Genomic DNA, 13,372 nt, shown 5'->3' with positions numbered 1-13,372 from the left:
CCCCAGCCCTCCCCCGCAAGCGGGAGAGGGAGCAGACCGTCTCCGTGGAGAAAGAACAGCCATGAAATTCACCCTCTCCTGGCTGAAGGATCATCTCGACACCGACGAGCCGCTCGACAAGCTCGCCGAGAAGCTCACCATGATTGGGCTCGAGGTCGAGAACATCGAGGACAAGGCGAAGGCGTTGAAGCCTTTCACCGTCGCGAGGGTGATCTCGGCCGAGCAGCATCCGAACGCGGACCGGCTGCGGGTTTGCATGGTCGACACCGGCAACGGCGGTGCGCCGGTGCAGGTCGTGTGCGGCGCGCCGAATGCGCGGGCCGGGCTGGTCAGCGTGTTCTCGCCACCCGGCACCTACATTCCCGGCAAGGACATCACGCTCGGAATCGGCACCATCCGCGGCGTCGAGAGCCGCGGCATGCTGTGCTCGGCGGCCGAGCTGCAGATCTCCAACGACCATGACGGCATCATGGAATTGCCGGCCGATGCGCCTGTTGGCGCTGCCTACGCCGAATGGGCCGGGCTCGGCGATCCCGTGGTCGAGATCAACCTGACGCCGAACCGGCAGGACTGCACCGGCGTGCACGGCATTGCCCGCGACCTCGCCGCCGCCGACATGGGCAGGTTCAGGGATCCGACCATCAAGCCCATCAAGGGCGAATTCCCTTGCCCGGTGAAGGTCACGGTCGAGGATGCCGCGTTGTGCCCGGGCTTCGCGCTTCGTCTCGTGCGCGGCGTCAGGAACGGACCGTCGCCGGAATGGCTGCAGAAGCGGCTGACCGCGATCGGACTGCGCCCGATCAACGCGCTGGTCGACATCACCAACTTCATGACGTTCGATCGCGCGCGGCCGCTGCATGTGTTCGACGCCAAGAAGGTAAAGGGCAATCTCGTGGTGCGTCGTGCCCGCGAGGGCGAGAGCCTGCTGGCGCTCGACGGCCGCACCTACGATCTCGATCCCGCCATTTGCGTCATTGCGGACGAGCACGGCGTCGAATCGCTTGCCGGCATCATGGGCGGCGAGGCCTCGGGCTGCGATGATGAGACCACCGACGTGCTGATCGAATCGGCGCTGTGGAACGAGATCAACATCGCCCAGACCGGCCGCAAGCTCGGCATCAATTCCGATGCGCGCTACCGCTTCGAGCGCGGCGTCGATCCGGCCTTCATGGTGCCGGGGCTCGAGCTCGCGACCAAGCTGGTGATGGAGATGTGCGGCGGCACGCCGTCCGAGACCGTCGTGGTCGGCAAGGCCTTCGGCGATGACCGCCTGATCGAGTTCCCGGTCACCGAGGTCAAGCGGCTCTCCGGCATCGAGGTGCCGCAACCAGAGATGAAGCGCATCCTGACCCATCTCGGCTTCATGATGGCGGGCCCGGGTCCGGTCGTGAAGGTGGCGGTGCCGTCCTGGCGCACCGACGTGCACGGCAAGGCCGACATCGTCGAGGAGATCGTCCGCATCTTCGGCGTCGACAAGGTGCCGGAGACGCCGTTCGAACGCGGCGAGGATGCGCGCAAGCCCGTTTTGACCTCGCTGCAGCTGCGCACTCGCCGGGCGCGGCGCGCGCTCGCAAGCCGCGGCATGGTCGAGGCCGTGACGTGGTCGTTCATCGCAAAACCCGCGGCCGAATTGTTCGGTGGCGGCCAGCGCGAGCTCGAAGTGGCCAACCCCATCGCGTCTGATCTCTCCGACATGCGCCCGACCTTGCTTGCGGGCCTGATCGCGGCCGCCCAGGCCAATGCCGATCGCGGCTTCGGCGACGTCGCGCTGTTCGAGGTCGGCCAGATCTTCAAGGGCGACCGCCCGCAGGACCAGTTCATGGCGGCAAGCGGCGTGCGCCGCGGCTTTGCTTCCTCGGAAGGTCTCGGACGGTACTGGACCGGCTCGGCGCAGGCTGACGTGTTCGACGCGAAAGCCGATGCGCTGGCGGTGCTGGCCGCTAGCGGTGCGCCGATGCAGGCGCTCCAGGTCGTGGCGGGTGGCCCCGGCTGGCTGCATCCGGGACGTTCCGGCACGATCCAGATCGGCCCGCAGAACGTGCTCGGCCATTTCGGCGAGATGCATCCCCGCGCGCTCGAGGCGCTCGGCGTCGACGGTCCGGTGATGGTGTTCGAGGTGATCCTGGACCGCATCCCCGAGGCGAAGAAGAAGCCGACCCGCGCCAAGCCGTTGATCGAGCTCTCCGCCTTCCAGCCTGTTACGCGTGACTTCGCCTTCATCGTCGAACGCGCCGTGAAGGCGGGCGACATCGTCCGCGCCGCGCAAGCCGTCGACAAGAAGCTGATCACCAGCGTGAACGTCTTCGACGTCTACGAGGGCAAGGGCATCGATGACGGCAAGAAGTCGATCGCGATCGCGGTGACGATTCAGCCGCGCGAGAAGACCCTGACCGACCAGGAGATCGAGGCTGTCGGCGCCAAGATCGTGGCCGAAGTCGCGAAGAAGACCGGCGGCACTTTGAGAGCATGAAACCGAAAAGCGTGAAGCGGCTTTCGGACAACGTCGTGCCCCAGAAGCACGGAGCATGAGCCTCGCCGACTTTCTCTCGAGGGATGTCGGCCTCACCACTGCGATGGCGCTCTGCGCCGTCGCTTTCGTTTCGGGCACCGCGCGCGGCTTCTCCGGCTTCGGCGCGGCGCTGATCTTCATGCCGCTGGCGAGCAGCATCGCTGAGCCGCGGCTCGTTGCGGCCTTGCTGCTCGTCATCGACTTCGTCGCAGCCGCGCCGTTGCTGCCTGACGCATGGCGGAAGGCCGACCGCAGGGCCACCGCGGTCATCGTGCTCGGGGCGCTGATCGGCGTGCCCGTCGGCACGTACTTACTGAGCGTGCTGCAGCCCGTCACCACGCGCTGGATCATCTCCTGCTTCGTCGCGGCGCTCCTGCTTCTGCTGCTGTCGGGCTGGCGCTATCGGGGCAAGGACCACGCCTCGCTTTCGGTAGGTATCGGCGGCCTCTCCGGCTTTTGTAGCGGCCTCGCGCAGACCGGCGGCCCGCCGATCGTCGGCTACTGGCTCGGCCGCCCGATCGCCCCCATCGTCGCACGCGCCAACATCGTGCTGTTCTTCGGCGCGTCGGATTTCTTCTCGATGGTCAGCTATGCGACGACAGGCCTGATTTCGCGCGAATCGCTGGTGCTCTCGCTGATTGTCGGGCCGGTCTATGCGATCGGCGTCGCCTTCGGCGCCTCTCTGTTCGGCCGCGCGAGCGAGAAGGTGTTTCGCGGGATCTGCTATGCGCTGATTGCGATGGCGGTGATTTTTGGAATGCCGGCGTTGGACGGGGTGTTGCGCTGATAATCGCCGTCGTCCCTGCGAAAACGTGGGGAACTCATACCGCGTGATTCATCGATAAAGCGCAGGTGGCAGTACCGACCAAGAACCCCTAACTGCCGGCTTTCGCCAAACTACTTCCTGTGGTTATGGGTTCCTGCGTTCGCAGGGACGACGGCAGAGCTTTTTAGAGCGGGCTTAATTGCCCTGCTGCCGCGGCGCCCTGCGCTTCTTCGTCGATTGCGTCGGCACGTCGGCCGGCTCGGCCTTGAGTGCGCCGATCTTGCGCAAGGCGGAATCCGCGGCGCGCTCGCCGCTTTCCCAGGCCCCGTCGACGGTGCCCCAGAGCGTCTCGTGCGTGGCTTCGCCGGCGAGGAACATGTTGCCGACCGGCTCGCCCAGGGTTTTCCGCGAAAGCTGGCCGCCGGGCGCGGATGCCGACATTGCGCCCATCACATAGGGTGCGGCATTCCAGCGCGTGGCGCTGGTCTTCTGCACGGCCGAAGCGGCCTCGCTACCGAACAGCTTCGTGATCCACTCCTTCGCAAACGCGGTCATGGCCTTCTCGCCCTGCTCGGAGAGATCGCGGCCGAACGAGCCGCCGACATCGATCGAGCACAACGAGGAGCCGCCGATATTGGCGAACATGAGCGCCGTGCGCGTCGAGTTGCTCTGCTCGATGAGGATATCGTCGCGCGATAGGCCGAGCGGATTGCCCGGCAGTTGCAGCACGATGCGGTCGTAGCTGCCCAGGGTGAGCTTCGAGGCCGCGTCCAAGGTGCGCTTGGGAAGGTCGGGTGCGAACTTGATCGCGCCCGACGTCAGCACATTGGTCGAGACCGTGAGGATGGCGGCGCGTGCGGCGATCTTGCCGGCCTGCGTCTCCACGCTGACGTCGCGGTTGCTCCAGACGATCCGGCTTGCCGGCGTCGACAGCACCACCGGCGCCTGTTCGCCGAGTTTGGCGATCAGAGTGCCGAGGCCCTGACGGCAGGCGATCGCCGCATTGCGGTCCTGCGCGCGTCCCTTGTCGATCGCGGACAGCTCCTTCAGGTCCTTGCCGGCGAAGCTCGCGCCCAGCATGAACTCGGCCGCGCCCGCCCAGTCGCCGAGATCCTTCGGCAGCACGGATGCGCAGGAGGTATCCAGCTTGCCGCGCGCGGCCTCGTCGATGGCGCGGTTGGCGCGCACCAGCGCCGCCAGGAACTGCTCGGTCTCGCCCGCGCGCGCGTTGCGGCGGCCGATGCGCATCTTCTGGCCCGACGGCGCCGGCAGCGCGTCCAGCCCGACACTGCGCGCCAGCCGGATCATCGGATTGGCGTCGGGATTGTACATCCAGCGCGCGCCGCGGTCGAACGGCGTGTCGAAGGTCGTGCTATCGGTGATGCAACGGCCGCCAACTTGCGATGCCGCTTCCACCACGATGACCTTGCGGCCGGTCGCCATGATGCGGCGCGCCGCGGCGATTCCAGCAGCTCCCGCCCCGATAACGACGATGTCAACCTCGCGCGGCAGGGGCGCGGCGGATGCGCGCAGGACCGGCATCGCCGCAAGGGCCGCCGACGCGACAAGGAAACCGCGGCGCGTGATTGTCATGTCATGGTTTCCGGGGGCTTGCGGCGTAAGGGAACAGCCCGCGAACCTTGCTGCATTTGATGTTGCACGGCAACCATCATGGTGAATCAATCGTGCTTGATCTCACAGAGTGATGAACCGAATTGCAACACGTTTCGACCATGATAGAGAAGGGAAAAAGACGGCCGGAAAAGGCCGTGGGGGGAGTTTGACATGGGGACGGTCCTGGATTCGGTCGGCAAGCTGATTGCCGCGTACCTCTCGAAGGAGGTGCCGGGCTACGAGCCGTTCACGCCGAGCGACCCGGAGCATCTGCGCGGGATCATCGAGCCCGGCGACGTGCTGCTGGTCGAAGGCAACAACCGCATCTCCGGCATCATCAAGTATCTGACGCAGTCGACCTGGTCGCATGCCGCGCTCTATGTCGGCCCGGTCGCGGGTGCGGAGGAGGCTGATGGCGAGCCCCATGTGCTGATCGAGGCCAATATCGGCGAAGGCGTCACCTCCGCACCACTGTCGAAATATTTCCCCTATCACACCCGCGTGTGCCGCCCGGTCGGGCTGTCCTACGAGGACCGCACCACGGTCTGCCGCTACGCGATCAACCGCATCGGCTTCGGCTACGACACCAAGAACATCGTCGACCTCATGCGCTATCTGTTCCCGATGCCGATTCCGCAGCGCTGGCGGCGGCGCATGATCGCGATCGGCTCGGGCGACCCGACCAAGATCATCTGCTCGGCGTTGATCGCGCAGGCCTTCGATGCCGTGCGCTATCCGATCCTGCCGAAGATCACCAAGGCCGGCAGCCGCGCCGCCCGCCGCGAGATCCTGCACATCCGCGATTCCTCGCTCTATATGCCCCGCGACTTCGACATCTCGCCCTATTTCGAAGTCGTCAAACCCACCATCGTGCACGGGTTCGACTACACCGCCCTGCACTGGGCCGACAAGCAGAAGCCGCTCGAGGAGGTAGCGGGCTCGTTCAGTGTGTTTCCAGAAACGGTCATGGCGCCGCCGCTCGTTCCTGAGGCGATTGACGAAGAGGCGCCGGCTGAGATTCCGACTCAAGAAGTGAGCGCGCAGGCCGCGGGGATGAGCGCAACGTTCTCCGAGCATTTCGTGCAACTGAGCGAACTCGCGGCCTACCGCGCACGGCGCCGCGGAGACGCGTGCGAGATCGCGGCATAGGTCTCACTGTCGTCCCTGCAACTGTTGCTTGTGTGGTGCGATCACATCCAAATAACCGTCGTTGCGAGCGCAGCGAAGCAATCCAGACCGCCGCCGCGGTCACAGTCTGGATTGCTTCGCTGCTCGCAATGACGGTGCAATGCTGACCTACCTTTCCGCCCGTCCGATCACCGCCATCAGCTCCGCGATCTTCGCGCGCTGGTCGGCCTTGTCGCCGCTCGCAATGGCGTGCTCGACGCAGTGGGCGACGTGGTCCTTCAGAATCTCCTCCTCGACCCGGCGCAGTGCGGCGCGCACCGCCGAGATCTGCGTCACGATGTCGATGCAGTAGCGGTCTTCCTCTACCATTTTCGACAGGCCACGAACCTGGCCTTCGATCCGGCCGAGACGTTTTCCTACAGATGCCTTGATGTCCTTGCGCATGAGGTCTATATACCCCTACCGGGTATAGGTTGCAAGACCCGGGTACAGGACCGGAGCATGGCAATGAACAGCAGCGAGCATCGTCACGACGCGGAAACGCATTCCGGATGTGGCTGTTCCACGAAAGCTGCACCCCCGGCGGCAAAACCCCCGGCATCCTCATGCTGCGGCGGCCATGGCGATCATTCCAGCCATGCCCATCATCACGGCCATGACCAGGGCGAGGCCGCGACCAAGGTGAAAGACCCCGTCTGCGGCATGACGGTCGATCCCGCGACCTCGAAGCATCACTTCACACATCGCGGCGAGACCTTCCATTTCTGCTCGGCCGGCTGCCGGACCAAGTTCGCCGCCGATCCCGCCAAATATCTTGCGAAGGAGAAGGCGCCCGAGCCCGAGATGCCCGCGGGCACCATCTACACCTGCCCGATGCATCCGGAGATCCGCCAAGTCGGACCGGGCTCCTGTCCGATCTGCGGCATGGCGCTGGAGCCTGAGGTCGCAAGCCTGGAGACCGGCCCCAACCCGGAGCTCGCCGACATGACGCGTCGGTTCTGGATCGGCACCGTCCTGTCGCTGCCGCCGGTGGTGCTGGAGATGGGCGGCCATCTCGCGGCCCCCCACAGCTGGATCGATCCGACGCTGTCGAACTGGATCCAGCTCGTCTTCGCCACGCCGGTGGTGCTATGGGCCGGCTGGCCGTTCTTCGTCCGCGGCTGGCAGTCGGTGCTGACGCGCAACCTCAACATGTTCACGCTGATCGCGATGGGCACCGGCGTGGCCTATGTCTACAGCGTCCTCGGCACCGTCACGCCGCAGATTTTCCCCGCCACCTTCCGTGGCCATGAAGGCGCGGTCGCGGTCTATTTCGAGGCGGCTGCCGTGATCACCGTGCTGGTGCTGCTCGGCCAGGTGCTGGAGCTGCGCGCCCGAGACGCGACCTCGGGTGCGATCAAGGCGCTGCTCCAGCTTGCGCCGAAGACTGCGCGCCGCGTCGATGCTGACGGCAGCGAGCACGAGGTCGAGATCGACACGCTCCATGCCGGCGACCGCCTGCGCGTTCGTCCCGGCGAGAAGGTGCCGGTGGACGGCATCATCCTGGAGGGCCGCTCTTCGCTCGATGAATCCCTGGTGACGGGCGAATCGATGCCGGTCACCAAGGAGGCTGGCGCAAAAGTCATCGCCGGCACGCTGAACCAGTCCGGCAGCTTCATCATGCGCGCGGACAAGGTCGGACGCGAGACGCTGTTGTCGCAGATCGTGCAGATGGTCGCGGACGCGCAGCGCTCGCGCGCGCCGATCCAGCGCCTGGCCGACCAGGTCTCCGGCTGGTTCGTGCCGATGGTGATCGTGGTCGCCCTCGCGGCCTTCGGCGCCTGGGCCTGGTTCGGACCGGAGCCGCGGCTGGCCTTCGGCCTCGTCGCAGCCGTCAGCGTGCTGATCATCGCCTGCCCCTGCGCGCTGGGCCTGGCCACCCCGATGTCGATCATGGTCGGCGTCGGCCGCGGCGCGCAAGGCGGCGTCCTGATCAAGAACGCTGAGGCGCTGGAGCGGATGGAGAAGATCGACACGCTGGTGGTCGACAAGACCGGCACGCTGACCGAGGGTAAGCCCAAGCTGGTCGCGATGGTGCCGGCGGCCGGCTTTGCGGAAGACGACATCCTTCGACTCGCGGCCAGCGTCGAGCGGGCGAGCGAGCATCCTTTGGCTGACGCCATCGTGCGCGCGGCCAAGGAGAAGCAGCTCACGCTTGGCCAGGTCGAGCAATTCGATTCGCCGACGGGCAAGGGCGCGACCGGCAAGGTCGACGGCAAGACCATCGTGCTCGGCAATGCAAGATACCTGACGTCGATCGGCATCGATACCAAGGCGCTCGACAGCGAAGCCGAACGGCTGCGCGGCGACGGCGCCACTGTGATCAACATGGCCATCGACGGCCGGCTCGCCGGCCTGTTCGCGATCGCCGATCCGGTCAAGGCTTCGACGCCGGAGGCGCTGAAGGCGCTCGCCGCGGAAGGCATCAAGGTCATCATGCTGACCGGCGACAACCGCACGACGGCCGAGGCCGTGGCGCGCAGGCTCGGCATCGCCGATGTCGAGGCCGAGGTGCTGCCGGACCAGAAGAGCGCGGTCGTGACCAAGCTGCAGAAGGCCGGCCGCAGCGTCGCGATGGCCGGCGACGGCGTCAACGACGCGCCGGCGCTGGCGGCGGCCGAGGTCGGCATCGCCATGGGCACCGGCACCGACGTGGCGATGGAGAGCGCAGGCGTCACGCTGCTCAAGGGCGATCTTGTCGGCATCGTGCGGGCGCGAAAGCTGTCGCAGGCGACCATGAGCAACATCCGCCAGAACCTGTTCTTCGCCTTCATCTACAACGCCGCCGGCATTCCGATTGCGGCCGGCGTGCTCTATCCCGCCTTTGGCGTACTGCTCTCGCCGATCATCGCCGCAGCGGCGATGGCGCTGTCCTCGGTGAGCGTGGTCGGCAATGCGCTGCGCCTGCGTGCGACGCGGCTATGAGCGCACTGCGTAGCCCGGATGGAGCGCACGCGAAATCCGGGGGTCCTGCCCACATATTGGCACCGTCCCGGATTGCGCTTCGCTCCATCCGGGCTACGGTTCACTGGGCACGGGCGAGACCTACGAGGATTATCTGATGCAGCGGATAACGATCACGATCGAGGACGATCTCCTGGCGGAGATCGACGCCGCGGCGGAGGCGCGCGGATACCAGAACCGCTCCGAGATCATCCGCGATCTCGCCCGCGCCGGCCTGCAACAGAGTACGGAGGGCACGGCACAGACCGGCCAATGCGTGGCCGGTCTCGTCTATGTCTACGACCACGCCGCGCGCGATCTCTCGAAGCGCCTGGTGCAGGAATTCCACGGCCATCACGACCTCGCGCTGGCGACGCTGCACGTCCATCTCGACGACAACAACTGCATGGAGATGACGGCGCTGCGCGGCAGCGCCTCCGAAGTCAGGCACTTCGCCGACCACATCATCGCCGAACGCGGGGTACGCTACGGCCGGGTGGTGATGATCCCGACCGGCAACGGCAAGCCGGCGAAGGCGCGCAAGCACGGGCACCGGCACGAATAGGCCGGATCTTACCCTGCCCTGGAGGGGCAGGGTAAGCTAGAGCTCGCGCCGCGTTCGCGGCCGAGGACAGCCCCCGCCCTTGCCGAAGCCGCATTGGGTGTCTACCTCTCGCGAGGTGTTTGTTTCAGAGGGTGCCCCCATGCTGGATGCCGCCATCAAGGCGCTGTCGCAAATGCTCTCGCCGCCGATGCGCTCGATCCTGTGGCGATCGGTCGGCTTGGCGCTCGTGCTGATCACCGTGCTGGCGATCGGCCTGCAGCGGCTCCTCAGCTGGTTTGCGACCAATGGCGAGGTCTGGCTGGAAGGCATGCTCGGACCGGGCTGGCATTCATCGATCGAAGTCCTGTCCTGGATCGTCTCGATCGCGGCGGGCCTGGGGGTCGTGTTCGGTGGCATCTTCCTGATGCCCGCGATCACCTCGCTGGTGGCGAGCCTGTTCGTCGACGACGTCGCCGACATCGTCGAGCGTAAGCATTATCCGGCCGAGCGGCCCGGCGTGGCGCTGCCGTTCAGCCAGGCGATCCTCGAGGGCATCAAGACCGCCCTCTTGACGATCCTGGTCTACCTCGCCGCCTTGCCGCTGGTGTTGTTCGCCGGCGCCGGTTTCCTGATCTTCTTCCTCGCCGCGGCCTGGCTGCTTGGCCGCGAATATTTCGAGCTCGCGGCGATGCGCTTCCGCCCGCCGGAGGAAGCCAAGGCGATGCGGCGTGACAACTCCGCCACGATCTTCACGGCCGGGCTCTTCATCGCCGCCTTCGTCTCGATCCCGATCGTCAACCTGGCGACGCCGATCTTCGCCATGGCCTTCATGGTCCACATGCACAAGCGCCTGTCAGGCCCGCGGCCCGAGCTGATCGAGCCGGCGCGACAGGTGCGGTGATCGTGCGCTCCTCTCCGGCAGGCTTGCGGGAAAGGTGACCACCCCGTCGCGCGAGCGAACGAACCAGCGATCACCGCATTCAGGCGACCCGCACACCACACTTTCGCAGCAGCATCCTGGCGAAGCCGAACGGCGCCGGCGTGAAGGGACCCGTCGGCGCGCGGGTGACCAGCGCGACGATGCCGAGTGCGATCACCGCGAGCCAGAAACACAGCCAGAAGCCGTCGATATAGGCGAGCACATTGGCCTCGCGCTGGACGATGCCCGCCAGCGTGCCGACGGCGCGCGCCTGCGCCGATCCTGCGCCATCGGCGGCGAAGTGATCGGCAAGCTGCTTCAGCCTCTCCACCACATCGAGATCGCCGACGCTGAGGTTCTGGCCGAGATAGAAGGAATGGACCTGTTCGCGCACGCGCAGCCATGTGCCCATCAGCGCCACGCCGATCTCGGCGCCGCCGAGGCGCATGATCTGGATATAGGCGGCAAAGGAGGTGGCACGGCTGGGATCGGAGTTGGAGAGCAGCGTGATGATCAACGGCAGCAAGGTGAGCGACTGCCCGATCGCCTGGAGCAGCACGATGCCGACGAAGTCCTCGCGCGCCCAGACGTGGGTGAGCTGCGTGCCCCAGAGATTGGCCGCGGCGAAGCAGGCAAAGCCCACGACGACCACCGTACGCGTATCGAAATGCCTCAGCAGCCAGATCGAGACCGGCACCAGCACGAACATCGGCAACGCGCCACAGGTGAGCAGCAACAGGCCGCTCTGCTCAGGCCTGAGCAGCGCGATGGTGGCGAGGAAGTTCGGCACCAGCGACGCATTGGACAGGCTGGTCAGGGTGTACAGCAGGATCAGGACCAGTCCCAGGCCGACGTTGCGCGAGAACAGCACGTTGACATGTGCCCAGGGCTTCCGCACCAGGGACTCGTTGGCGAGGAAGGCCAGAAACAGCACTGCGCCACCGGCCAGCAGTGCCATCACCGTGCCGGAACCGAGCCAGTCCAGCCGGTTGCCCTGGTCAAGCCCCGCATAGATCATCGACACCGAGGCGCCGAGCAGCAGCATGCCGCCCCAATCGGCCTCCCGCAGCAGTTCGCGGTTCACCGGCTCGTTCGGCGTGCCCAGATAGACCATCAGGCCCATCAACGGCGCGATCACCACGCCCTGCCAGTACAACCATTGCCAGCCGAGATGGTCAACATAGAAGCCGACCAGCGAGGTCGAGGTGTCCAACGCGAATCCGACGCGGATCGCATAGATCGAGATCGCCGGCAGCCACCAGCGGATCGGCAGATTGCGGAACACGATCATCAGCGTCGCCGGCACGAAGGTGCCGAGCAGGAGACCATGCACGACGCTGAGCGCGAGCAATGTCTGATAGTCGTGCACGAACGGAATGATGAACGAGACGGCCGCATAGACCAGGCTGGGGATGCCGAGCACGCGGCGCAGGCCGAACACCGTGGCAAGCCAGGCCACCGCAGGCGCGATGAAGATCTGCGATCCGATACCGGCGGTCGAGAGCCAGGCGCCCTCGTCAAAGCCGAGCGAGAACGCGCCGCGCAGGTCCGGCAGGCCGACCGTGGTCAGCCGGCTGTCGAAATTGGCAAGGAACGAGCCGAGCAGCACCGCCGCGACGGCGAACAGGGGCTGCGGCGCGACGCCGCCGCGCGAGAGCGGCTCGCGGCTAGCATCGTCATTCTCGGCCATTGGCGGCCTGCGTATCGATGCTGGTGACCACCGACATGCCCGGCACCAGCCGCGCCAGCAGCGGTTGGTTGTCATCGAACTGAATGCGCACAGGAATGCGCTGCACGACCTTCGTGAAATTGCCTGTTGCGTTGTCGGGCGGCAGCAGCGCCACCTGTGCACCCGTCGCCGGCGCAATGCGCTCGACCCTGCCGCGCAGCTTCTCGCGCGGGAAACTGTCGACGGTGATCTCGACCGGCTGGCCCGGTGCCACGTGCGTGAGCTGGGTCTCCTTGTAGTTCGCGATCACATAGACCTTGGGCAGCGGCACCACGTTGATGAGGTTGGTGCCGATATTGACGTAATCGCCGGGCTGCACCTGGCGCTCGCCGACGACGCCGTCGAACGGCGCGGTGATCTTCGTGTATCCAAGCTTGAGCTTCGCACCCGCCAGCGTCGCCTTGGCTGCCTCGACATCGGCCGCGCGCTGCTTCCTGGTACCTTGCAGGACTTCGAGCTGGTGCTGCTGGGCCGCGATCACGGCGCGGCTCGCGCGCACGTCGGCCTGTGCCTTGGCGTAGGCGGCGACCGCCTGCTCGAGGCGCTGGCGCGTGCCGGAATCGGTCTGCGACAGCGATTGTTGACGCTCCTGCTCCTGCCGTGCCTCGACCTCCATGGCCTCCGCAGACAGCCGCGCGGCCTGCGCCTGCGCGATCGTCGCATATTGCAGCTCGATCTGGTTGGCGAGATTATCGAGCGCGGCTTGCGCCCCGGCGACCGCAGCTTCGGCCTGCGCGACCTGCGCCTGGTAATCGGCAGGATCGATCTGGATCAGGAGGTCGCCGGCCTTGACGCGCTGGAAATCGGAGACCCCCACGCTCAGCACTTCGCCCGAGACGCGGCTCGAAAGCTGCGTCAGATCGGCGCGCACATAGGCGTCGTTGGTGGTCTGGATCACCGCATTGCCGACCCATTCGTCGAAGCGTAGCGTCGCCAGCGCGACGAAGGCGAGCGCGACGACGACCGCAAACAGCGGGATCGCGAGCCGGCTCCAGAGCGGCGTGGCCGGCCGCTGTGTCGGCTTGGGCGGAGGGGCCGGTGATGCGGCTGGTGCATTCTGTTCTTGTTGACTCACGAGATCACCTCAACCCGGCGCTGCTAAAAACACAAATCCCACCTTGTCATTCGGGGCGATGCGTAGCATCGAACCCGGAAACTCGCGATTCCGGACCCGGTCCCTT

10 protein-coding genes are annotated in these 13,372 nt (G+C 66.2%); 6 read left to right on the top strand and 4 right to left on the bottom strand.

Translation table 11 applies throughout. The features are described from left to right. The first annotated feature begins 61 nt into the window (after nucleotides 1-61). Both pheT and EHH60_RS24970 read left to right on the top strand, forming a co-directional pair. Nucleotides 62-2,470 (top strand): phenylalanine--tRNA ligase subunit beta, encoded by a 2,409-nt coding sequence (gene pheT, locus EHH60_RS24975; RefSeq protein ID WP_124162054.1) that lies wholly within the window; start codon nucleotides 62-64, stop codon nucleotides 2,468-2,470. Between the two features lie 55 nt (nucleotides 2,471-2,525). Further along, nucleotides 2,526-3,296 (top strand): sulfite exporter TauE/SafE family protein, encoded by a 771-nt coding sequence (locus EHH60_RS24970; RefSeq protein ID WP_124162053.1) that lies wholly within the window; start codon nucleotides 2,526-2,528, stop codon nucleotides 3,294-3,296. A gap of 174 nt (nucleotides 3,297-3,470) precedes the next feature. Here the strand turns inward: EHH60_RS24970 and EHH60_RS24965 are convergent, their stop codons facing one another. Continuing rightward, nucleotides 3,471-4,868, bottom strand: coding sequence for a flavin monoamine oxidase family protein (locus EHH60_RS24965; protein WP_124162052.1), 1,398 nt, complete (start codon nucleotides 4,866-4,868; stop codon nucleotides 3,471-3,473). Between the two features lie 192 nt (nucleotides 4,869-5,060). Here EHH60_RS24965 and EHH60_RS24960 point away from each other — a divergent pair, with 192 nt between their 5' ends. Continuing rightward, on the top strand, nucleotides 5,061-6,038 hold the full coding sequence (locus EHH60_RS24960; RefSeq protein WP_124162051.1) for a YiiX/YebB-like N1pC/P60 family cysteine hydrolase: 978 nt from the start codon (nucleotides 5,061-5,063) through the stop codon (nucleotides 6,036-6,038). A gap of 147 nt (nucleotides 6,039-6,185) precedes the next feature. Here the strand turns inward: EHH60_RS24960 and EHH60_RS24955 are convergent, their stop codons facing one another. Further along, nucleotides 6,186-6,461, bottom strand: coding sequence for a metal-sensitive transcriptional regulator (locus EHH60_RS24955; protein ID WP_100177831.1), 276 nt, complete (start codon nucleotides 6,459-6,461; stop codon nucleotides 6,186-6,188). A 63-nt stretch (nucleotides 6,462-6,524) separates the two neighbouring features. Here EHH60_RS24955 and EHH60_RS24950 point away from each other — a divergent pair, with 63 nt between their 5' ends. The 3 genes from EHH60_RS24950 to EHH60_RS24940 all read left to right on the top strand — a co-directional run bounded on the left by EHH60_RS24950 (nucleotide 6,525) and on the right by EHH60_RS24940 (nucleotide 10,444). Continuing rightward, nucleotides 6,525-8,981 (top strand): heavy metal translocating P-type ATPase, encoded by a 2,457-nt coding sequence (locus EHH60_RS24950; RefSeq protein WP_199751969.1) that lies wholly within the window; start codon nucleotides 6,525-6,527, stop codon nucleotides 8,979-8,981. A gap of 136 nt (nucleotides 8,982-9,117) precedes the next feature. Next, nucleotides 9,118-9,564, top strand: coding sequence for a nickel-responsive transcriptional regulator NikR (nikR, locus tag EHH60_RS24945; RefSeq protein ID WP_124162049.1), 447 nt, complete (start codon nucleotides 9,118-9,120; stop codon nucleotides 9,562-9,564). A gap of 139 nt (nucleotides 9,565-9,703) precedes the next feature. Further along, nucleotides 9,704-10,444, top strand: coding sequence for a sulfate transporter family protein (locus EHH60_RS24940; RefSeq protein WP_124162048.1), 741 nt, complete (start codon nucleotides 9,704-9,706; stop codon nucleotides 10,442-10,444). Nucleotides 10,445-10,523: 79 nt separating this feature from the next. On the opposite strand, the gene EHH60_RS24935 is transcribed toward EHH60_RS24940, so the two are convergent. Next, the gene (locus EHH60_RS24935) at nucleotides 10,524-12,152 is read right to left on the bottom strand and encodes an MFS transporter (RefSeq protein WP_124162047.1); all 1,629 of its coding nucleotides are present in this window, start codon (nucleotides 12,150-12,152) and stop codon (nucleotides 10,524-10,526) included. After that, a complete protein-coding gene (locus EHH60_RS24930) occupies nucleotides 12,139-13,266 on the bottom strand; it encodes an HlyD family secretion protein (RefSeq protein ID WP_124162046.1) in 1,128 nt (375 codons plus the stop codon). The genes EHH60_RS24935 and EHH60_RS24930 overlap by 14 nt, the downstream gene beginning before the upstream one ends. Between the last annotated feature and the right edge of the window lie 106 nt (nucleotides 13,267-13,372).

The sequence above is a fragment of the Bradyrhizobium sp. RP6 genome, from assembly GCF_003837805.1.
Lineage (GTDB): Bacteria > Pseudomonadota > Alphaproteobacteria > Rhizobiales > Xanthobacteraceae > Bradyrhizobium.
This window is presented reverse-complemented; position numbering and strand designations above follow the sequence as displayed.